16 protein-coding genes, 1 tRNA gene and 1 pseudogene are annotated in these 21,123 nt (G+C 52.0%); 10 read left to right on the plus strand and 8 right to left on the minus strand.

The genetic code is table 11. The annotated features are described in order from the left end of the window. Nucleotides 1-116: 116 nt before the first annotated feature. Nucleotides 117-2,030, minus strand: a complete 1,914-nt coding sequence (locus tag SFC07_RS10105; RefSeq protein ID WP_411208131.1) for a phosphatase PAP2 family protein — start codon at nt 2,028-2,030, stop codon at nt 117-119. 280 nt (nt 2,031-2,310) lie between these two features. Here SFC07_RS10105 and SFC07_RS10110 point away from each other — a divergent pair. Then, a pseudogene (locus SFC07_RS10110) lies at nt 2,311-3,378 on the plus strand (maleylacetate reductase). A 96-nt stretch (nt 3,379-3,474) separates the two neighbouring features. Here the strand turns inward: SFC07_RS10110 and SFC07_RS10115 are convergent. The 3 genes from SFC07_RS10115 to putP all read right to left on the minus strand — a co-directional run bounded on the left by SFC07_RS10115 (nt 3,475) and on the right by putP (nt 6,171). After that, entirely contained in the window at nt 3,475-3,948 is a 474-nt protein-coding gene (locus SFC07_RS10115; RefSeq protein ID WP_411208132.1) for a DUF2269 domain-containing protein, read from the minus strand. A gap of 64 nt (nt 3,949-4,012) precedes the next feature. Further along, complete coding sequence (locus SFC07_RS10120; protein WP_411208133.1) at nt 4,013-4,555, minus strand: DUF1524 domain-containing protein; 543 nt, start codon at nt 4,553-4,555, stop codon at nt 4,013-4,015. Between the two features lie 53 nt (nt 4,556-4,608). Continuing rightward, nucleotides 4,609-6,171: a sodium/proline symporter PutP gene (gene putP / locus SFC07_RS10125; protein ID WP_411208134.1), complete on the minus strand. Its 1,563-nt coding sequence runs from the start codon at nt 6,169-6,171 to the stop codon at nt 4,609-4,611. A gap of 298 nt (nt 6,172-6,469) precedes the next feature. Between putP and SFC07_RS10130 the strand changes: the two genes are divergently transcribed. The 4 genes from SFC07_RS10130 to SFC07_RS10145 all read left to right on the plus strand — a co-directional run bounded on the left by SFC07_RS10130 (nt 6,470) and on the right by SFC07_RS10145 (nt 14,350). Beyond that, a complete protein-coding gene (locus tag SFC07_RS10130) occupies nt 6,470-9,574 on the plus strand; it encodes a DEAD/DEAH box helicase (protein WP_411208135.1) in 3,105 nt (1,034 codons plus the stop codon). Beyond that, entirely contained in the window at nt 9,567-10,445 is an 879-nt protein-coding gene (locus SFC07_RS10135; protein WP_411208136.1) for a 2-oxo acid dehydrogenase, read from the plus strand. The genes SFC07_RS10130 and SFC07_RS10135 overlap by 8 nt, the downstream gene beginning before the upstream one ends. Nucleotides 10,446-10,541: 96 nt before the next feature. Next, nucleotides 10,542-11,717, plus strand: a complete 1,176-nt coding sequence (locus SFC07_RS10140; RefSeq protein WP_411208137.1) for a metallophosphoesterase family protein — start codon at nt 10,542-10,544, stop codon at nt 11,715-11,717. A gap of 5 nt (nt 11,718-11,722) precedes the next feature. Continuing rightward, nucleotides 11,723-14,350 (plus strand): AAA family ATPase, encoded by a 2,628-nt coding sequence (locus tag SFC07_RS10145; RefSeq protein WP_411208138.1) that lies wholly within the window; start codon nt 11,723-11,725, stop codon nt 14,348-14,350. 76 nt (nt 14,351-14,426) lie between these two features. Here SFC07_RS10145 and SFC07_RS10150 read toward each other — a convergent pair whose 3' ends face one another. Then, nucleotides 14,427-14,966, minus strand: a complete 540-nt coding sequence (locus tag SFC07_RS10150; protein ID WP_411208139.1) for a YceI family protein — start codon at nt 14,964-14,966, stop codon at nt 14,427-14,429. 40 nt (nt 14,967-15,006) lie between these two features. Between SFC07_RS10150 and SFC07_RS10155 the strand changes: the two genes are divergently transcribed. The 3 genes from SFC07_RS10155 to SFC07_RS10165 all read left to right on the plus strand — a co-directional run bounded on the left by SFC07_RS10155 (nt 15,007) and on the right by SFC07_RS10165 (nt 16,069). Then, complete coding sequence (locus tag SFC07_RS10155) at nt 15,007-15,195, plus strand: hypothetical protein (RefSeq protein WP_411208140.1); 189 nt, start codon at nt 15,007-15,009, stop codon at nt 15,193-15,195. A 26-nt stretch (nt 15,196-15,221) separates the two neighbouring features. Further along, nucleotides 15,222-15,710, plus strand: a complete 489-nt coding sequence (locus tag SFC07_RS10160; protein WP_411208141.1) for a MarR family winged helix-turn-helix transcriptional regulator — start codon at nt 15,222-15,224, stop codon at nt 15,708-15,710. Nucleotides 15,711-15,856: 146 nt separating this feature from the next. Further along, entirely contained in the window at nt 15,857-16,069 is a 213-nt protein-coding gene (locus SFC07_RS10165) for a PspC domain-containing protein (protein ID WP_411208142.1), read from the plus strand. 46 nt (nt 16,070-16,115) lie between these two features. Here SFC07_RS10165 and SFC07_RS10170 read toward each other — a convergent pair whose 3' ends face one another. Both SFC07_RS10170 and SFC07_RS10175 read right to left on the minus strand, forming a co-directional pair. Further along, the gene (locus tag SFC07_RS10170; RefSeq protein ID WP_411208143.1) at nt 16,116-16,529 is read right to left on the minus strand and encodes a hypothetical protein; all 414 of its coding nucleotides are present in this window, start codon (nt 16,527-16,529) and stop codon (nt 16,116-16,118) included. A 377-nt stretch (nt 16,530-16,906) separates the two neighbouring features. Then, nucleotides 16,907-16,979, minus strand: a tRNA-Arg gene (locus SFC07_RS10175). Nucleotides 16,980-17,215: 236 nt separating this feature from the next. Between SFC07_RS10175 and argS the strand changes: the two genes are divergently transcribed. Further along, on the plus strand, nt 17,216-18,868 hold the full coding sequence (gene argS / locus SFC07_RS10180; protein WP_411208144.1) for an arginine--tRNA ligase: 1,653 nt from the start codon (nt 17,216-17,218) through the stop codon (nt 18,866-18,868). Continuing rightward, nucleotides 18,869-20,245 (plus strand): diaminopimelate decarboxylase, encoded by a 1,377-nt coding sequence (gene lysA / locus SFC07_RS10185; protein ID WP_411208145.1) that lies wholly within the window; start codon nt 18,869-18,871, stop codon nt 20,243-20,245. It begins immediately after the preceding gene. 90 nt (nt 20,246-20,335) lie between these two features. Here lysA and SFC07_RS10190 read toward each other — a convergent pair whose 3' ends face one another. Then, nucleotides 20,336-21,010, minus strand: a complete 675-nt coding sequence (locus tag SFC07_RS10190; protein ID WP_411208146.1) for a hypothetical protein — start codon at nt 21,008-21,010, stop codon at nt 20,336-20,338. Nucleotides 21,011-21,123 lie beyond the last annotated feature (113 nt).

Raw genomic sequence — 21,123 nt, forward strand, 5'->3', positions numbered from 1 at the left:
TTTAAGGCCCGTTTCTCTTCATTGAAAAGCGGGCCTTTTGCTGTGCCAAAAAGATTTAAAAAAATACTATCGACGAAAAACTGGCGGGCTCGGCGATAGTATTTTTCTTGCAGATTTTAGACCTTGAGCAGATCGCGAACACTCTGTGGCAATAGAGCAGGGGAGATGACCCCATTATTTACTGCAGTGGTGAAAAGACCGCCAATAACTGCAGCTAAACCACCAAGAGCAGCAATAACGCCGAGGGCCTTGAAGAGTCCATTGTCAGAGCTGGAGGATTCGACCTCACCATTATCGGTAGAAATGATGAGCTCATCGTTGGTGTAGGTGGCCTTTACATTGTCCACACCTGCAACCGTGATGGAATCAAATTCACCGTTGATTTCCGAAGCTTTGAGGATGCTTAAGCCCTGGCTGAGGTCAGTTCCCGCAGGCAGAGTGACTTCCAGATAGCCGTCGAGGGTCGCAGTGCCCAAAATAGCGACACCTTGCTCGCTGACCTTGAGGGTTGCGTCGTCTTCCACCTTAAGATCTCCACTGCCAAGTGCGGTTGGGGTAGTTGCAATCAAGGAACCGCCAGCGAGGGTAGTGCCACCGGTGTAGGAGTTTTCACCGGAGAGGGTCAGTTCACCGGTGCCATCCTTGGTCAATGATCCAGCCCCTTCGATATCATTTTGCCAATTATCTGTAGCTGCATAACCGCCGGCTGCAGCATCCATGGTGATGGCAACATTGGTATCAAAAGCGCCATATCCAGCCTGAGCAGCAAAGAGATTGAGGCGGCCCCAACCTTCTTCGTCGTCAAGCAAAGGATAGCCAGATTCAATGGCGGTGGAGTGGAGCACCCAACGGCGCTGCTCCTCATCCAAATATGGCAGACGAGTTTCCAGGAGTGCCTCTGCTCCCTTAGGAACTCGTGCTTCTTCGGTGGTGTTGCCGGTTTGCTCAAAACCGAAGGTCAGGTACTCGGTATAAGCCTCGAGCTGAGCATTATAATCGCCTTCAATAGGCGTGATTCCAGCCTGATCGCTCAACCAAGTTTGGCCGTCTGCAAATGCTGCAGCCTTGGTTTCATCAAGGGCAGCATCATTAAGTGCACCAGCGGTGATGGCAGTGGAAAGAATTCGGCCGCCCATCACGTCCAGTGGGGAGTGCATTCCCAATTGAATGCGGCTCTTGCCGATCTCCGCTGCAGTCAGTAGCAGTTCGTCGTATTGCTGTGGGAAGGCATAGGCCAGACCATTAACTGCCATGTGGCCAGCGCTGGTGTGTCCGGAGGGGAATCTACCGTCGGAAGCTGCCTCGTCCTCGCTCTTACGCAGTGGGAAAGCATATTCAGGCATATCAACGCCCTCACCCCAAGCGTCAGCTTCAATTGATCCAGTCCAGCGGTAGGGGCGTGGGTACTGGTAGTAGTTCTTGGAAGGATTGGAGGATGCGAAGTGTCCACGAATCGCTTCAATAAGGGCAACGGTGGAACCTAGTTCGCCGGTGGTCTCAGCCCACTTGCCATTGAACTTCCCCTCATCTTCCAACTTGGTTGTATAAGCTTCAGCAGGCACTGTATCGGGAATGGTAGTTCCTGCACTCACAGCTGCGCGGTATGCCTCGGCATAAGTGCCCAAGCCGTCGGTTGCGGTGTAGTTCTGGTTGCGGCGGTCGATAACATAGGCCCGGACTTGCTCTTCATCGCTGGCAGCCTTGGAGATTTCTATAGCTTGGGCAATATTGGAATCCAGCACAGTGGCATTAACTTTGGTGCCGTTATTCCAGGAGGTACCAGGGATCCACAGGTCGTGCATGCCATCAAGCACTCCGATGCCGGCATTGGTTTCGGAGGACTGGAGGGAGCTGTCATTGGTATTCCAAGAATCTACAAAGTATCCATGTGGCCCAGCATGTGGGGCAATGGCTGAAGCATCCAGGAGCAGGTTTTCTTGTGCGGAAGCAGCTGGCTTCAGGGAGACGATGGCAACCATAGTGGTGCAGAGCAATACACCGAGGGATCGGCGAGTCAAGGAATTCTTCATAAGACCATTTCTCTTAAATTAGAAGATTTAAACCACTCGTGGGCAAGACCTAGGGCATCTGGGAAAGCGTTAACTATTCAGTTTCCATAACCTTGAAAGTGGCTTAGATTAATGTGCAAAAAATCTCCAAGTTATGGTTGCTAGTTTGCGAATAAGTTAACTCTTAAAGATCATCCCATTAACTTTTTTGAACAAGTGCTGTGACTTTGCCTCTCCACTTCATAATTCCCAGCTAGGCTCGGGACACAATTGGGAAAGCTCACAACTAAAGGAGAGTGCCGTGGCGATGAATTTTGAGCATGAAACCCTCGGACAAAGAGTTTATTTTGGGGCAGGAGATGCTTCAAAAAATTTGCTCGCTGCAGTAACAGAGTTAAAGGCTGAAAGCGCCATGGTTATTTGCAGGGCTCGAGAACGTCCCCTGGCACAAAAACTCACTGCCGACATCAATGTTGAGGTCTGGCATAACGAGGTCGTAATGCATGTGCCTGCAGAATCTGCAGCTACTGCCCGCGAACGCGCCCGAGAAAATGCAGTGGACCTTATCATCTCAATCGGCGGAGGCTCAGCTTCAGGGCTAGCTAAAGCAATTGCCTTGAGCGAGTGGATAGCAATCATCGCAATCCCCACAACTTACGCTGGCTCAGAGGCAACCAATGTGTGGGGTATTACAGATGAGGATCGCAAAACCACCGGTGTGGATAGTAAGGTCTTGCCGGTTGCGATGATTTATGATTCTGCACTCACGCTCTCCTTATCTACGGAGATGTCGGTGGCATCTGGCCTTAACGCCGTGGCTCATTGCATCGATTCTCTCTGGGCGCCCAAAGCCGATCCTATTAATGCAGCACTTGCCGTGGAAGGGATTCGAGCACTTGCTTCCGGGCTGCAACCAATCGTCGCTGATCCACGGGGAATTCCAGGCCGGGATGAAGTGCTTTATGGTGCATATTTGGCAGCGGTTTCCTTTGCTTCTGCTGGATCTGGTTTCCACCATAATATTTGCCATGTGTTGGGCGGAACCTCTAATTTGCCCCATGCCCAAACTCACGCCACGGTTTTGCCTTATGTTTCAGCTTTTAATGCGCCTTTTGCACCTGAGATCGAAAAGAAAATAGCTGCGGCTTCTGGCGCCGAAAGTGCATTAGCAGGGCTTCAAAAACATCGAGTGTAAGTAAATGCACCACAGCGTTTACAGGATCTCGGATTTGCGGAGGCGGGGATACCGCAGGCAGTAGCTATCATTTTGGAGAAAATTCCAGCGCACAATCCGCGTCCTGTGACTGCAGAAAACCTCACCCGCTTATTGACCTTCGCACTGAAAGGCACTGACCCTGCACAACTCTAACCCCCGGCGCGGCGGGTAAGCTGCGCACTGTGGGGCGGCGTCGAAAAGCGCAAAAAGCCCGCTCTCAAATAAGAGCGGGCTTTCAAGCTGCGTAAATTAGATGAACATCAAAACTGCGATAATAACCCACAGCAGCGCCCAGATACCGGCAAACATGGAAAGCTGGCCCTTGGCCTTGTCCCAGTTGGCGATCTCATAGGTTTTAGCGGCTTGCTCATCAGCCTCCAGCAGGCCAAGCGCACCCATCATCTTCTTCTGACGTGGGAAAATAACGGCGAAGAGCAAAGCCCAAGCGATAACGCTCAGTGCGATAGCAGCGTGGAACTGCCCTTCGGTCTTAAAGTGAGACCAATTGAGCAGCATGACAGCAACGCCCAGCAATGGCACGAGCAGGGACAACATGCCATAGGACTGGGAAATCTTAAAGAGGGTCTTAGCGGAACCTTCGGACTGCTTATTTCCATTGTGGGCGTCAAGGGCGCGTACGTGGAACTGTGAGGTAGCGACAGTGGCAGGGCCGAGGAAGAGGATCGCTGCAAGAACGTGCAGGATAACCATGATAGTGGTCACGGGCTGGTGAACCTTTCAATTATGAATGGGCAATAGAAAATGCTTAATAACTAGCCTAACTAGCTCACCAAAATTTCGCGAACCCACACTGCTTTTCAGCAGTGCGCACATCGGCGTGGGGGAGCGGGAGCTGGTAGGCATTGGCCACCGCATAAAGCTTTTCGACGTACCAGCATCGCACCTGTGGATCCTGCGGTAACCATTCACTCGGTAGCTGATCGCCCTTCTCCTGATTTTGTTGGCGTGAGACCAACACCAAATTGCGGGAATCATTGGCAAATCGAATCCGCTGGGCGTCACTCCATTGATGCGCCCCTAGATCCCAGGCTGCGCTGAGTGGAAAAATATGGTCCACCTCGGCATCGTGGTGTTCAAGCGGATCTCCGGTATAGGGGTCTAGCTGGCCTGCTTGTGCCACCACACCCTCACGCACGCCACTTAGCCAACCGCCAAATTTGGCATCGCGGTCATAACCGATCACGGTGGCGCGCTGATTAACTTGCGCCACGGGCGGCAGCTGCGTGGTTTCCCAACTGAGGTAGGGCAGCAGGGTATAAAGGCCCAAGAAAATACTAAAGGTGGCGAGCAACCGAGTAAATATCTTCACATACTGGTTAGACTCGCCACCTTGAGTGGTGGTTCCCGCTTAACGCGGATTATTTAGATCTCTTTGGCAGCTTGGCGGAAGTCAATATCTTCCTTTGTTTCCACAACCTTTGAAAGCTTGCGGGCCTGCTCAAATTCATCCAGGATTTCCTGCTTAGGAGCCGTGGTTGCCAGAGAAACAGTAACCATGACCACAGCCGCAGCAATAAAGCCTGGAACGATCTCATAGAGAGTATCGCTTAGTGGGGACATTCCCCACGCAATGGACACCACAGCACCGGTGATCATGCCGGCAATAGCGCCTGGGGCATTAAGACGCTTCCAATAAAGCATGGCGATGGTGACCGGACCAAAGGCAGAACCAAAACCAGCCCAGGCAAAGCCCACCAGTCCCAAGATGGAATCCGAAGGGCTAATAGCCATGACAGCTGCAAGGATTGCCAAAACGATAACGGTGCCACGAGACAGCGTAATCAGGGTCTTCTCATTGAGGTCATCCTTCTTGAACACCTTGAGTAGATCCTCAATGAGGGAAGAAGCAGTAACCAACAGCTGCGAAGACATGGTGGACATAATTGCTGCCAACACTGCGGTAAGGATCAAACCTGCGATCAGTGGGTGGAAGAGCACATTGGCCAGATCCAAGAAGATGGACTCATAAGAGGTGGTATCGGTGATGGAATGCTCTGGGTGCTGCGCAAAATACACGGTGGAAATCATTGCAGTGAAGGTAGCGCCAGCCAGGCACAAAACCATCCAGGAAATACCAATGCGGCGGCCTTGCTTGGCCTCGGCAGGGGAGCGCAGTGCCATAAAACGCACCACAATATGGGGCTGACCAAAGTAGCCCAAGCCCCAGGCCAGGTTGCCAATAATCGCAGCAAAGGACACGCCAGAAATCAAGGAGAAGTAGGTGGGGTTACCAATGCCATCGGTATATGGGCCGTAATCATTGGAGGCTGCGAAGCTCCAAATATCGCTGGGGTTGGCCAGTGCAAAGTAAGCAAAAAGTGGCACCACAATGAGGGAGAAAAACATGATGGTTCCTTGCACAGCGTCGGTATAAGAAACCGCCAAGAATCCACCAATGAAGGTATAAAGCACAGTCACACCTGCAACCACTGCCATACCCACCCAATAATCGCCGCCGAAGGTGGACTCCCAATACACGCCACCTGCAACCATGCCGGAGGAGATATAGAAGGTGAAGAACACAATAATGATCAACGCCGAAACCACGCGCAGGGCACGGGACTTATCGCGCAAACGGTTTTCAAAGAAGGAAGGTAGCGTAATGGAATCGCCGGAAACCTCAGTATAGGAACGCAGGCGCGGAGCGACCCACATCCAGTTAGCCCAGGCACCGATGGTCAGACCAATAGCAATCCAAAGTTCTGACATGCCGGTGACATACAGCGCGCCGGGTAGGCCCATAAGTAGCCAGCCCGACATATCTGAGGCGCCTGCAGACATTGCAGCCACAAAAGGATTGAGACCGCGGCCGGCCAACATGTAGTCGTCGTATTTTTCAGTTTTGCGGTAACTCCAATAACCGATGAGCACCATGACCAACATATAAATAATGATGGCGATGATGAACCAGGTGTTATCACTCACGAGGTTCTCCTTGTTGTTGAGGGGCCGTGTCACAGCCGCGAATTATAAAAGGAAGCTGTGGTGAATCACACTAACTCACAGCTTGCCGGAATGACATCCCTAAAATTAAACCACCCCCTATAATCCGACAGGTATCCGGCGCCCGCGAGGCAGGCGTGGGGCACCCTTGGGGGCTTTTCGACGCAAAATCTTTTGCTAATCCCTTGCTATGCAAAAGAACACGGTAGGCTAGTGTAGTTGTCCACAGCTTTCGCACATGGATACGAGAAACTGTCCCCAAACTGGTAGAAAAGAACTCATGACGTCTCACCTGCTTCACGGTCTCTGGATCAAAGATCGCGGACTGCAACTATGGATTGAGCAGGTCGATGGGCACCGGATTGTGCTCCCAGAGGCCGTATCACCAGGCACTTTTCCGCCTGTGGTTGACCAAATTCTCCAAGATAAAACCTTCCGCGCGCGCATGAATGTGCACCTGCGCACGCCCAAAGGCCGCCATGTGGAGCTTCCCACGCCCACGGCTGCTTTTACTCCTGAAGAAGCCGTCATGGTTTTTTCCCAGCTCAGTTTCCTCAAAGCCGAAACCCCCGCCGCCACCCGCGCACAGCGGGCGTCGATAGCTCCCGATTTATGGTGGCTCATCTCCATGTACCAGGGGCTCACGCGTTTTGTGCAAGCCGGTCGCGTGACCTTACGAACCGTCATGATGGATAATTCCTGGTGGCCCCAGTGGCAGCTTTCTGCCAGCCTTTCCGAAAGAGGCTGGCTTGCTGAGATGAACCACGCGGCCCCAGGAATTTTGCTTAAAAATGGTGGCCGTGACCTCGCCGGAACTATGGCCAATGAGCTGCCGCATTGGATTGCCAATGCGATTCTGCGCGATTATCGCGATGAGGTTTTGCCCTACGCGCGCCACGAGTTTATTGATGCGTTGCTTTTTAACCACCCTTTGCGCAAGGGCTCTACTGTACTAACCCACGCGCTTAACCAGTGGAAAAACACCATTACCTCCTCCTCTTTGCAGCTGGTGATAATGGTGGAGGAGCCACCAGCGGAATCAGATTATGAAGATCCTCAAGATTCCGTGTGGCCGGTGCGCCTGATGGTGCGTACCGGTGTGGACGCCCCACAGCCTATTCAAAAAGGTGCCATTGATAGCGGTGGCATGGAACAGCTGCGCACCCAATTCGAAACCGCCAAAACGGTGTCCTATCTGCTTGATCCCGCGCGCGATGATGCGATGCTCGGCCATGCAGTAGACATTGTGCAAAAAGGCGATTGGGATATTTTCCTCACCACCGCCGAAATTGTTGACTTCATTTCCCACGATGTGGCCAAGCTGCGCAAAGCTGGGATCCCAGTCATGCTGCCCAAGGCGTGGAGTAGCTATGAAACTCGCGCCCAGGTGGAAGCACGTACCCCAGGTGATCCAGCCGATTCCTCCACCAAGGCGATTATTGGTCTGGACCAGCTGGTGGAATATAACTGGCGCATTAGTGTCGGCGATATCCAACTCACCGATGAAGAAATGCGGGAACTGGTGGAGTCCAAGTCAGGCCTCATCCGCCTGCGCGGCGACTGGGTCATGGCCGACCAAGATGCTTTGCGACGCATCACTGGTTATATGGAAGAACTCGCCAAATCTTCCCAAAAGCGGGCCCGTGCTGAGATGGAAAAAGTGGCGATGGAAGCCAAACTCGCAGAAGCCTCAGGGGCGGACGGCTGGCAATTATTGGCTGCCAAGGCCGAACAATTGCGCACCGAGTTTAATGAGAAATTCTCCGGTGAGGGCCAAGGCGAGGTAACCCTAGCTGAGCTGCGCGAAATTGCACTCAAAGCAGCTGAAAATGAACCCGTGGAATTTACTGGTTCCCAGTGGTATAACTCCCTATTGGGCGGAACTGAAACCCCCGCACCAACCCGCGTGGACATTCCCGAAACTGTGCACGCTGAACTGCGCGAATACCAGCGCCGTGGTGTGGACTGGCTATATTGGATGTCCGAAAACAATCTCGGAGCAGTCCTTGCCGATGACATGGGCTTGGGTAAAACCCTGCAATTATTGACCATGCTGGCCGTCGAAAGGCATGAACACCCAGCAGAGATTAAAGGCCCCACCCTCGTGGTATGTCCGACCTCCGTGGTGGGCAACTGGGCTGCGGAGGCCCAAAAATTTGTGCCAAGCCTAAAAGTGCTTATGCACCACGGCCCGCAACGTTTGAGTGATGCCGAATTTTTGGAAAAGGCGCGCGCAGCTGACCTCATTGTCACCTCCTATGGTGTGGTTTCCCGTGACTTCAAACTGCTTGGGGAAGTTGGTTTTGACAGGGTAGTGCTTGATGAGGCCCAGGCGATCAAAAACTCTTCCACCCGGGTATCCAAGACCGTGCGCTCCTTGCCTTCACGGCATCGCGTGGCGTTGACTGGTACTCCAGTGGAAAACCGACTTTCAGAAATGCGTTCCATCCTGGACTTTTGTAACCCTGGAGTATTGGGCTCGGCGTCGTTTTTCCGCAATCACTTTGCCAAGGCCATTGAGCGCGAACAAGATTCCGATATGACAGAGCGCCTGCGCCAGCTCACCGCGCCTTTTATTTTGCGACGTCTCAAAACCGATCCCGCGATTATTGATGACCTGCCTGAGAAATCAGAAAAGATTATTCGCGTGGATATGACCACCGAACAGGCCTCCATTTATAAAGCCCTGGTGGAGGACGTACAAAAGCAGTTGGATCAGCGTGAAGGCATGTCACGTAAAGGTTTGGTGCTGGCCACTATTACCCGCATTAAGCAGATCTGTAATCACCCAGCGCACTTCCTTGGGGATGGCTCTGCGGTGACCATTAAGGGAAAACACCGCTCTGGCAAGGTTGAGGCCTTGATGCACCTCATTGATGATGCGGTAAAGGAAGAACGCCGCATGCTGATCTTCACCCAGTACACCGCTTTTGGGCGGATCTTGGCTCCTTATCTTTCCGACCGCTTAGGTACCAACATTCCTTTCCTTCATGGTGGTGTGACCAAACCCGGCCGTGACCGCATGGTGGCGGAATTCCAGGCGCCTGACGGCCCGCCTGCAATGATCCTTTCACTCAAAGCTGGCGGTACCGGATTGAACCTGACCGCTGCCTCCATCGTGGTGCATATGGACCGTTGGTGGAACCCAGCTGTGGAAAATCAGGCTACTGACCGCGCCTTTCGCATTGGTCAACAAAACAATGTGGATGTTTATAAGATGATCACCGCTGGAACCATGGAAGAATCAATCCAAGACATTCTCGACGGAAAGATGCACTTGGCCAGCGCGATTGTTGGAGAAGGAGAAGGCTGGATCACGGAGCTTAACCCAGAAGAATTGGCGATGCTCATGAGCTACCGAGAAAAGGAGGGCGCAGATGAGTGACTTTAAGATGTCCTCCGATAAGCCTCGCCGTGTGCATATGGACAACGTTATCTATGCCAATTTTGGCAGCAAACAACGTGTGTCCACCCCAGAAGACCGCGCCAAAGTGGTTAATAGATACCGAGGCAAGAAGTTCAGCCCAGCTGGACAACGCACCGTGGATCTAACGCTTAAAAACACAGACAATGGGCGCCAGATCCGCGGTGAGGAATACTATCGCAATGGCAATGTGACCAGCATTAATGTGTTGGAAGGCCGTATTGAATGCAGTGTTGCAGGCTCCCAAAATGAGCCTTTTATCGTGACCTTGACCTTCCCTTATCGCAGCTCGGCAAAACTGCGTGAGGCCTATGCTTCCATTGCTGATACCACCAATGGTTTGCGTCTGGTGCGAGATGGCCACCTTACTTCTTCCATGTTGGATCATCTGGTGGGCAATCCAGAGGAGTCGATTTACTATGACTGCACCTGCCCAGATCGTTCCTTGGTATGTAAACATGCGGTAGCCAGTGCCTATTATGTGGCTGAAAAGATGACCGCCAATCCCGCTTTGGTATTGGATATGCGTGGTCAGGGCATGGCTGGCCTGGAAGCACTCATTCGCACCTATCACACCAAGGTGGAAGAAGAGCCCGAGGATAATCAGAGTTTTTGGGAGGGTAAAGAACTTCCAGATTTACCAGATCCCAAGATTGCTCCCGCAATTGATGATTCCGATATCAACTATCTGCATAAGGCCCTGCGCTTGGTCTCCTATACCTCTTTGGAGCAGCTACGCGCAGTAAGTGATATCGAGGATATGTATGAGATTTTGGTGAGCAATCACCCTGATAATCGGGCAAAGTTTAGCGAAGAAAAAGCCCCAGAATGAGGTTTTAAGGGCAGTAGGAAGCTGTGCTGTGAGCTGCAGTTTCTTAGTAATTTTCGGTAAAAGTTTAGGTGAAGATTTCGGGAGCGGGTGCCCCCGGTGTCCCCGCAAGATGATGAAATGGCAGTCATGACACAAAAACTAAAATTCCTCCACTCCTCGGATTTACAAATTGGCATGACCCGCTGGTTTTTATCCCCTGAAGCACAAGCCCGTTTTGATGATGACCGCATTAGGGCAATCGAAAAAATGGGGGAGGTAGCACGGGCTCACGAATGCGAGTTTATTGTCTTAGCCGGAGACGTTTTTGAACATAACTCCCTGGAGCAACGCACCAGTGGCCGCGCCTTAGAAGCCCTGCGCTCGCTAAAGATGCCAGTGTTTTTACTGCCTGGCAACCATGACCCACTAACTGCCGATTCCTTGTTTTATCGCGCCGAAAGCATCGAGGGCGTCAGCGTCCTCGCGGATAACACCATCCATGAGCTGCGCCCTGGCGTAGAAGTTGTGGGAGCGCCCCTGCTTAATAAAACTGCTGCCACGGACTTGGTAGCGCAGATGTTAAACACTCTTGAACCTACTGGTGCTATCCGCATTGCTGTGGGCCACGGCCAGGCAGAGGCTCGTACCACCGATCACCGCCCAGACTTAATTGACCTCAGCTTGGTGGAGCAAAAGCTTAGCGATGGCACCATTGATTACCTGGCTTTAGGGGATACTCACTCCGCCCAACCAGTAGGCGCTTCGGGCAAAGTGTGGTTTTCCGGGGCACCAGAAACCACTGACTTCCATGACCTTGACCCGGACAAAGTTGGTGGGGAAATTAACTCTGGAAAAGTCCTGGTTGTTGCAGTTTCCAAAGGCGAAGTTGAGGTGGAAGAAGTTGAGGTAGGGAAGTGGACTTTCCACGCACTATCCCGGGAGATTTCTTCTGCAGCCGATGCCGAGGAGTTTTTGGAGACTCTTCGAGCCTATCCAGATAAGTCACGCACCGTTATTAAATACGGACTACAAGGCACTATATCTTTGGAGATTAACCGCCAGCTCGAAGCAGGAATTGCCGAGTTAGAAGATGTTTTTGCCTCTCTAAAACCCCGTGAGCGCACAACTGACTTGGTACTAGAACCCGGTGAAGAAGAAATCGACAATATGGGGCTTACCGGTTATGCCTCAGAAGCTGCACGCGAGTTAGTTTCCGCGGTGAGCACAAACCCAGGTTCTGAAGTTGACCGCGACGCACTTAATCTTTTGTTCCGTCTGAGCAGGGAGTCTTAAATACAATGCGTATCCATGCCATCACCATTGAAAACTTCCGTGCCATTGAGCAGCTAATAATTCAGGACATCCCAGACACCGGAGTTGTGGTAATCCACGGTGATAATGAAAAAGGTAAGTCTTCCATTTTGGAAGCTGTGAATCTGGTCCTCACTGAAAAGTACAAACACAAGAATAAAAATACTAAGCCCGTTCAGCCCGTTGACCGTGACGTGCCGGTATATATTTCCCTGGATTTCTCTGTTGGACCTTATCGTCTAGTGATTAATAAAACCTTTATGAAGTCGCCGGCGGCGGAGCTGCAGATAATTAGCCCACAAAGGGCGAACTACCGTGGCGATGCTGCCGAATCTCAGCTGCAGCAAATCCTTGATGCACACCTTGATAAAACCCTGCTGGAAACGCTGTTTATGAAGCAGGATGAGGTGAACGCTGGCATTAATGCGGTAGGGATTCCCTCACTCACCAGTGCTCTCAATAGCCAAAATGGGGGCGAGGACGATGCCAAAGAAGATACTGAGCTCATGCAGGCGGTGGAAAAAGAGTATGAACGTTATTTCACCAAAAATGGCAAAGAATCTAACCGCTTCAAGGCCTTTTCCACTGAGGTTGACCACCTAAGAGAAGAGGTAGCCACGGCTCAAAGTGCCGTTTCAACTTTGGCAGAGCAGGTAGCGCGAGTTGAGCGTTTGGAAGCAGATCGCCTAGCTGCAGAGGAAAAACTCCCCACTGCAATCGCTGAAAAAGACGAGCGCCGGACGGAACTCGATGCCGCACTCAAGGTAAAGGCACAGGCAGAAGAGATTGCAGGCCGTCTTACCCAGGCTGCAGCAAACCTTGCCCAGGCTGAAAAAGTCCAGCTTGATCGGAAAAACCTGCAGGACAAACAACTAGAAGCCCGCGCAGCGCTGGAAAAACTTGCACCCCAACTTGAAGATGCGGAGGCAGCTGCCCAAAAAGAGACAGCAGATCTTGCTGAATTGCAGGCGGAGCTTGAAGCCGCGCGCGAGGCAGAGGCAGCAGCTATTGCAGCGGTTAGTGCTGCGCGGAAGCTGGTTAGTGCCAAAACTCAGCAGGCTCGGAGGACTGAGCTCCAAGGATTGCTGGACAAGGTTGCAGGCCTGGAAGCTTCACTCCATGAGCTCAAAACCACTGAGCACAGCAGTTCTCGAATTAGCAATGCTGATGTTGAGGCCCTGCAAAAAGCTACCTCTGAGGTGGAGATTCTCAAAGCCGTAGCCAAGCAACGCAGCGGAAGTATTTCACTCAGCGCCGCCCAACCGGTGGAAGTATCCATTGATGAGGAAAACGTTGAGGTTAATAGCACCGGGCACACCATTGGGCTTGATAAGGAAACCTCCCTTATCGTAGGTGACCTCACCGTGGTCATTAATCCAGGAGCAGCAAGCGCCGAACGCCATGCGGAATTGGAAGCAGCTGAGGTAAAGCTCGCTGACCTGCTTGATCGCCTTGAGGTAAAAGATATTGAGCAGCTACGTCAGCGTTTTGCAGAGCAGGAGAAAGTGGCTGCCGATATTGCCGCGCTCTCCAAGGAACGAGACTCCCTCATTAGGGGACAAGATATTTCTAGTATCCGCGCAGAATTTGAAGCGCTAAGTTCTGACACCGAACTATCCGATGGCGATGCAGAAATTTCCCTGGATGATGCCAAGGCCACTTTGGAAGAAGCCAGTGCAACTCGTGAAAAGGCAGGGGAGAACCTTAAGCTTGCTGGCGCAGCACTTGAAGGATTGCATACGCAACCAGCCGCTACAGCATTGGTTGTGCTCAAAACCAAAGTTGATGGCCTGGAAAATAACCTCGCTGCCGTCACAGCCGAACTAGAGCGCGCCACCGAGACACAAAGTGATGCTGAAATTGCGCAGCAGCTGCAAGAAACTCGCAGCCACCTCGAGGCGGTGAGCGCAGAGCAAAAGGAGATTTCCTTACGCTTGGCTGAAAATGATCCTGATTTGGCGCAGCGACTTTTCACAGGTGCCGAAGCCAATGTCGCTTCTTATACCGAGACCATTAATAATGCATCCACGGAGTTGGTGCGTCTGGAAGGTCACATTGCGGTGGCCGCTGGTGCCAACGAGCGTCTATCCAAGGCCACCGCGGCACTGGAGGCAGCTGAGCACCGCTATGATTCTGAGCAGCGCCGCGCCTTGGCAGCTAAGCGGCTGCGTGATGTGATGGTGCAACACCGCGAGGAATCCCGCAAGCGTTTTGCAGCACCTTTTGCGGAGAAGCTTTCGCGGCTGGCAGCACGCGTTTTTGGGGAGTCAACGGAGTTTAACCTCAATGATGACCTCTCCATTAGTAGCCGTTCCATCGGCACGCGCACGGTGGATCTGGATCATCTCTCTGGGGGTGCACAGGAGCAGCTGGCTATCCTCACCCGTTTTGCTATCGCTGACTTGGTGGCAGATTCGGCATCGGACGCAGCAGTGCCGGTGTTTATCGATGACGCCCTCGGCAGCACGGATCCAGGCCGCCTTACCAAGATTTCCACGCTGTTCTCTGACGTGGCCAAGGACAAGCAAGTTTTTGTACTCACCTGCGTGCCGGAGCGTTACAACTATGTCACAACAAAAACCATGCTCAGTATTGATAGCTTAAAAGCTTTTTAAAAGCGTGCTTGTCGACGAAAAAACCGCCGGCTTCCATATGAATGGAAACCAGCGGTTTTTAAAAGATCTTTAGAACTTAAGCCTGCTTGATTGCGGAGCCGTCGATCTCGATCTTGATCTTCTCGGAGACGAGAACTCCACCGGTGGAAAGAGGAGCCTGGAAGTCAACGCCGAAGTCCTTACGGTTGATCTCGGTGGTTGCTTCAAAGCCGAGGCGGATGTTGCCGAATGGATCCTCAGCAACGCCACCGACCTCAACGTCAAGGGTGACAGGCTTGGTGGTGTCGCGGATGGTGAGGTTGCCGGTAACGGTGCCTTCGGACTCGTTCTTGATAACGAAGGAGGTTGCCTCGAAGATCATCTCTGGGAACTTGTCAACTGCGAAGAAGTCATCGCCCTTAACGTGGCCATCGCGGTCAGCGTTGCCGGTGGTAACGGAAGCGGTCTTGATGACGACCTTTGCGGAGGAGTTCTCAGGGTTCTCAGCGTCAACGACGATGGAGTCGGTGTACTCGGTGAACTCGCCGCGTACCTTGGTAACCATTGCGTGGCGAGCCACGAACTTGATTTCGGTGTGTGCAGGATCCAGTGCCCAGGTGCCGGTAAGGTTGCTCATGTTTTTATTCCTTAAGTGAAGTGATGTGTCTCACGTTTTTATGGTACCTACACGTTCAGCTTTTCGCCGTCCGTGCGGTTCGTTGTCTATAGTAGCCGATCATGGTGATGCGTCAACAACAATCGCCAAAAAACTTGCCATGGAAATCAAAATGCCAGGTGGGAATGTGAATAAAATTGCTGACTTGCTCATTTTGTCAGGCGGTGAAATGGAAATTACTTTGCTTTAATTTCTTTTGGGACTAAAGTAGGTGACATGACAACACCACGATGGCTCAACGAAGAAGAGCAGCAGCTCTGGCGAAAAGTTCTCGCCTTTGTGCGCAAAATGGAGCGCACTCTCGACGAGACCCTCTTGGAAAACCATGAGCTCACCAGCTCTGAATATGCAGTCTTGGTGAGCCTCTCGGAGGCTAATGGCCAAGAAATGCGTTTGCGAGATCTCTGTCATGACCTTGATTGGGATCGCAGCCGTACTTCTCACCAAATTACCCGCATGGACAAAAAGGGTCTTGTTGCAAAGGTTAAATGTGCCGGCGATGCACGCGGCGTAATTGTGGAAATTACTCCAGAAGGGGAGCGACGTCTTAAAGACGCTGTCCCCGCGCATGTAGAGACGGTCCGCAATCTCATTTTTGAACCCATGGAAAAGGGGCAAATGGAAGTTTTGGACGCCTATTTTTCCGCAGTCTTAAGTTCTCAAGCATGTATTGATGAAGATTCCAAGGCCGATGAGGACTGCTAGCACCTTACCCTTAGGGGTCGAGGGTGGCGTCGAAAAGCATTTTTAGGGGTTTTAAGGCGGGTCATCCCTGATGTGTGTGCGGGAAAAGAAGAGCACAATTGGTGTTATTGAAGTTTTCAACACCACCACACAAGGAGCTGCTTAAAATGTCTTTTCCAACTCAGTCTCGACGTCTTGCTCGTAGTACCACCGATAAATGGGTAGGCGGTGTCGCGGGCGGTTTGGCGGAAACCTACGGCTGGAACTCCAGCTATGTGCGCCTGGCTTTTGCGGCCTCCATCCTATTCCCACTGCCTGGTTCTCAGATTTTGATCTATGGTCTGGCCTGGCTACTGATTCCTTCGCGGAACAAGATATAAAAAATTTCCCTCACCAACGCGGTGAGGGAAATTTTTTTGTCAGGAACTAGGCCTGGAAGGACTTGGAAAGGCGCTCAAGGCCTTCGTTGTCATCGCCGTATAGTTCCTTAAGTGACCAGCTGCGCTTTGGAGTGTGGATCTCCAACAAAGCGGAGCTGCTCTGGAAGGAGGAACGATCCAAAGCGTTGACGTCCTGGTTGTTCAAAGTAACCACGGACAGGGTGAAGTTATTTGGGGAAATGAAGGCGATCATTACCTGGGATGCACCATTGTTAAAGTGCACGCGGGCATCTGCACACAATTCCGCCAAAGAGGTGTGTGTGGTAGCCGGTATGACCGGGGTTTGGGGGTCAAAATCGCGCGTAGAACCCAAATCTCCATTAAGAGCTTTGAAATACACGATTGCGGTTAGCAGTCGAAGCTCAGTGGATCGCTTCTTTGAGACTTCTCGCAATTTCACGTTATCCATCCTTTCCCAACATTTTTAAAGCAGTGAAGTGGCCAGGGGAGCTTCAACTAACGGGGATTGTGTTTTCTGTCTTCGTTATTGAAATGTGCTCGACCGCTCGGTCTGTTTATATAGAATTCTAACCCAATTCCTAGAAATGGCGAGTTTCTTTGGAATACCCTTCGGGAAACCGTAATTCCGCTAGCAATTTTCCCAGGTGGCAGGGTGCAAGATTACAAGAAGGTCGAGAATATAAATAAAAGGTTAACTACTTAATCGTTGTTATTTTGTTATAACTCGGGGGTAACCCTAAGTAATCATTTGTCTGGTAAAGCAAAAATCCCTGCACTGAGACCAAAAAATTAGTCTCAGTGCAGGGATTTTAAAAGTGCCCCCGATAGGAGTCGAACCTACGACCTTCGGTACCGGAAACCGGTGCTCTATCCACTGAGCTACGGAGGCAACGCCACTTTCAACAACTTAGTTGAAAACAACGTTGTAATTCTAACACCACCACCCAATTGGATGACAACTTAGGGTTACAGTGAATCGGCGGCCGTAGAGTCTGCCAAGTCCGAATAAAATTATGGCCTAATTGCCCAGTTAAAAAGCGTATAAAGAGTGCAGAATCCCCGAATGGCCCCAAATTCGGCCCCGTATTCTGTGCTTAATGTGTGGCTCGGCTAGAATTTTACCCCATGACACCAGCTGATCTCGCAACACTGATCAAGGAGACCGCGGTTGAGGTTTTGTCCTCCCGTGATCTCGATACTTCTGTTCTTCCAGAGCAGGTCGTTGTGGAGCGTCCGCGAAACCCTGAACACGGCGATTACGCCACCAACCTGGCTTTGCAGGTAGCTAAAAAAGTTGGCCAAAATCCACGCGATTTGGCAACATGGCTGGCTGAAGCTTTGGCTGCAAGCGATGCCATTGAATCCGCTGAAATTGCAGGTCCAGGCTTCCTTAATATCCGTTTGGCAGCCGCTGCGCAGGGTGAAATTGTAGCCAAGATTTTGCAGCAGGGGGCGGGTTTCGGTACCTCCGATCACCTTTCCCACCTGGATGTAAACCTTGAGTTCGTTTCCGCGAACCCCACCGGACCAATTCACCTGGGTGGCACCCGCTGGGCTGCTGTAGGTGATTCTCTGGGCCGCGTCCTCGAGGCATCCGGCGCCAAGGTTACCCGTGAGTACTACTTCAATGATCACGGTCGGCAGATCGACCGCTTCGCCATTTCCCTCATGGCAGCAGCCAAGGGTGAGCCCACTCCAGAAGATGGATACGGCGGAGCCTACATTCACGAAATCGCGGCTGCAATCGTCGAAAAGCATCCTGAAGCCTTGGAGTTAGCACCTGCAGAAACCCAGGAGCTTTTCCGCGCTGAAGGCGTGGAAATGATGTTCAAGCACATCAAGGATTCCCTGCATGAATTTGGCACTGACTTTGATGTCTACTTCCATGAGAACTCCCTTTTTGAGTCTGGAGCCGTAGAAAGGGCTGTTCAGACCCTTAAGGACAATGGCAACCTCTATGAAAATGAGGGCGCCTGGTGGCTGCGTTCCACCGACTTCGGTGATGATAAGGACCGCGTTGTTATTAAGTCTGACGGCGACGCTGCCTACATCGCAGGCGATATTGCTTATGTTGCCGATAAGTTCTCCCGCGGCCACAACCTCAATATCTACATGCTTGGCGCCGATCACCACGGTTATATTGCGCGCCTGAAGGCAGCTGCCGCAGCTTTGGGCTATGAAGCAGATGCCGTTGAGGTACTAATTGGCCAAATGGTCAACCTGCTCCGCGATGGTGTGGCAGTTCGCATGTCCAAGCGTGCCGGCACCGTGGTTACCCTCGATGACCTGGTTGAAGCTATTGGTATTGACGCCGCTCGCTACGCCCTGATTCGTTCCTCCGTGGATTCTTCCCTGGATATCGATCTTGGCCTGTGGGAGTCCCAGTCCTCTGATAACCCTGTTTATTATGTGCAGTATGGACATGCTCGTCTGTGCTCCATTGCGCGCAAGGCAGAAACCCTGGGCATCGCTTATGAAGGCGCAGATCTTTCCGTGCTGACCCATGACCGCGAAGGCGATCTCATCCGCACCCTGGGTGAGTTCCCCTCCATCGTGCGCGCAGCAGCTGATCTACGTGAACCTCACCGTGTGGCCCGTTATGCTGAGGAGCTGGCTGGAACTTTCCACCGTTTCTACGACGCTTGCCACATCTTGCCCAAGGCAGATGAGGAGGCAGCACCGATCCACGCTGCCCGTCTGGCGCTTGCAGCAGCAACCCGCCAAACCCTTGCCAACGCCTTGCACCTTGTCGGTGTTTCCGCCCCGGAGAAAATGTAAATGAGCAACGCCAGCAACGCTACTGAGAACCTCGATCCAGCCACCGCTGTGGAGAAGTTTAATGAGCTCCCAGCCCATGTTTGGCCTCGTAATGCGGTGCGCCAAGAAGATGGGGTAGTCACCGTAGCTGGAGTTCCCTTGCCAGATTTGGCGGAGGAATTTGGCACGCCTCTATTTGTGGTTGATGAGGATGATTTCCGTTCTCGGTGTCGCGATATGGCTGCAGCTTTTGGCGGCCCAGACCATGTGCACTATGCGTCCAAGGCCTTTCTGACCAAGACCATCGCCAACTGGGTGGATGAGGAAGGTCTTTCCCTAGACATCGCTTCCATCAACGAGCTCGGTGTGGCACTGGCTGCTGGTTTCCCGGCCTCACGCATCACCGCGCATGGCAACAATAAGTCCGTAGATTTCTTGCGTGCCCTGGTGCAAAACGGCGTAGGCCATGTGGTGCTGGATTCTGCGCAAGAGCTAGAGCTGCTTGACTTTGTAGCCGCTGGCGAGGGCAAGGTGCAGGATGTACTCATCCGCGTTAAGCCTGGCATTGAGGCACACACTCATGAATTTATTGCCACCAGCCATGAGGACCAGAAATTTGGTTTCTCCCTAGCTTCTGGTTCCGCTTTTGCTGCCGCCCAGGCTGCGACCATCGCGGAAAACCTCAACCTCATTGGCTTGCACTGCCATGTGGGCTCTCAGGTTTTTGATGCCGAGGGCTTTAAATTGGCTGCGCAGCGGGTGCTCGGCCTTTATGCTCAGATCCACAAAGAGCTCGGCGTTACCCTGCCAGAGCTTGACCTCGGCGGCGGATATGGCATTGCTTATACCGCCAATGAGGAGCCCCTTGATGTGGCAGCGGTAGCTGCTGATCTGCTGGCTGAGGTGGAAAAGGTTGCTGCTGAGCTGGGGATTGCTGCACCGACGGTGTTGGTTGAGCCAGGTCGCGCCATTGTGGGACCTTCTACCGTTACCGTTCATGAGGTGGGCACCATCAAGGATGTTCACGTTGACGATGATTCCACCCGCCGTTACGTAGCTGTTGATGGTGGCATGTCGGACAATATTCGCCCAGCTCTCTACGGCTCCGAATACGATGCCCGCATTGTCTCCCGCTTCAGCGAGGGCGAGGCAGTGCCTACCCGCGTGGTTGGTTCCCACTGCGAATCCGGCGATATCCTCATCAATGATGAGCTTTATCCTGCAGATATTGCCAGCGGTGATTTCCTGGCGCTTGCTGCTACTGGCGCTTATTGCTATGCGATGAGCTCGCGTTATAACGCCTTCACCCGCCCTGCGGTGGTGTCCGTGCGTGCTGGCAACACCCGTTTGATGCTGCGCCGCGAGACCCTCGACGATATCCTTTCCCTGGAGGTTTAAAAAGAAAACGCTTTTCGACGCCTTCCTCGCTGCCACTTAGCGTGGTGTGGGGGAGTTGCCGAAAAGCGTTATTTTTAAACCTCGAGGGGTTTAGCTGCTGCCAAAGGAGAAGAAGCTGCTGCTGGTGTTACCACCGTTGTCGCCGCCGACATTTCCGCCAGTGTTGAACTTGTGGTTGCCTGCATTTCCACCGACACAATTCTGGAAGTACTCGTGGCTGGCTTTAAAAATTGTTGTTTCTTCGTTGTAAATGCGGTCAATAAATTGCTGATAAGCAACAGATTGAGCCTCAGAGCCCTCACTGAAAACAGTAGTAGCCTGAAGTTTTTTGGCATCTTGCTTGGTGATTGACTGAGAGGTTGGCTGAAGGTATTGTGCATTGGATTCATTAGTCATCATTGACAAAGCAGTCAAAAAGCCCGCAATCTCTTCAGGGTAGAAACCCTTATTTACTGCATCTGAGTCGATCGTATTCAATAGATACATGACTTTCTCAGCATTGTTCAAGTCCGTCAATGTGGTCTTCATAAATTCATCGATTTCATCGGAGGAATTAGGAAGTATTTCCTTCAGATCACTCACCGCTGCTGGAACTAAGGGCTTAAGAATGGCCCCTTTATCTTTGATGTCTTGAATCGTTATGTTATAGGTGCAAACGTCTCCGTCGATTTTCAGTTCATAAGCATTTGCTGCTGGTGCGCCGAGGGTAGCGAGGCCACATACTGCTGCAGTAGCCAAGGCGATGGAAGCTTTCTTAAGTCGCATTTTGACCCCTTTGGTCGAAGTAGATTGAATTTACAGGTGCAACGCCTGATGGGTTCATTTGTACTTTTGGATTCCATACTTTAAAAGACCCCAAAATTGGGGACACTTGTTTA

Origin of the sequence: Corynebacterium callunae, from assembly GCF_046592015.1 — a bacterium.
Classification (GTDB): Bacteria; Actinomycetota; Actinomycetes; order Mycobacteriales; family Mycobacteriaceae; genus Corynebacterium; species Corynebacterium callunae_A.

What these genes read in the sequence shown, in the direction of transcription:
- SFC07_RS10130 (WP_411208135.1), top strand. Translation starts at nt 6,470, where the DNA reads ATGACGTCTCACCTGCTTCACGGTCTCTGGATCAAAGATCGCGGACTG.
- SFC07_RS10145 (WP_411208138.1), top strand. Translation starts at nt 11,723, where the DNA reads ATGCGTATCCATGCCATCACCATTGAAAACTTCCGTGCCATTGAGCAG.
- SFC07_RS10150 (WP_411208139.1), bottom strand. Translation starts at nt 14,966, where the DNA reads ATGAGCAACCTTACCGGCACCTGGGCACTGGATCCTGCACACACCGAA.
- SFC07_RS10135 (WP_411208136.1), top strand. Translation starts at nt 9,567, where the DNA reads ATGAGTGACTTTAAGATGTCCTCCGATAAGCCTCGCCGTGTGCATATG.
- SFC07_RS10155 (WP_411208140.1), top strand. Translation starts at nt 15,007, where the DNA reads ATGGTACCTACACGTTCAGCTTTTCGCCGTCCGTGCGGTTCGTTGTCT.
- argS (WP_411208144.1), top strand. Translation starts at nt 17,216, where the DNA reads ATGACACCAGCTGATCTCGCAACACTGATCAAGGAGACCGCGGTTGAG.
- SFC07_RS10165 (WP_411208142.1), top strand. Translation starts at nt 15,857, where the DNA reads ATGTCTTTTCCAACTCAGTCTCGACGTCTTGCTCGTAGTACCACCGAT.
- SFC07_RS10190 (WP_411208146.1), bottom strand. Translation starts at nt 21,010, where the DNA reads ATGCGACTTAAGAAAGCTTCCATCGCCTTGGCTACTGCAGCAGTATGT.
- SFC07_RS10160 (WP_411208141.1), top strand. Translation starts at nt 15,222, where the DNA reads ATGACAACACCACGATGGCTCAACGAAGAAGAGCAGCAGCTCTGGCGA.
- SFC07_RS10105 (WP_411208131.1), bottom strand. Translation starts at nt 2,030, where the DNA reads ATGAAGAATTCCTTGACTCGCCGATCCCTCGGTGTATTGCTCTGCACC.
- lysA (WP_411208145.1), top strand. Translation starts at nt 18,869, where the DNA reads ATGAGCAACGCCAGCAACGCTACTGAGAACCTCGATCCAGCCACCGCT.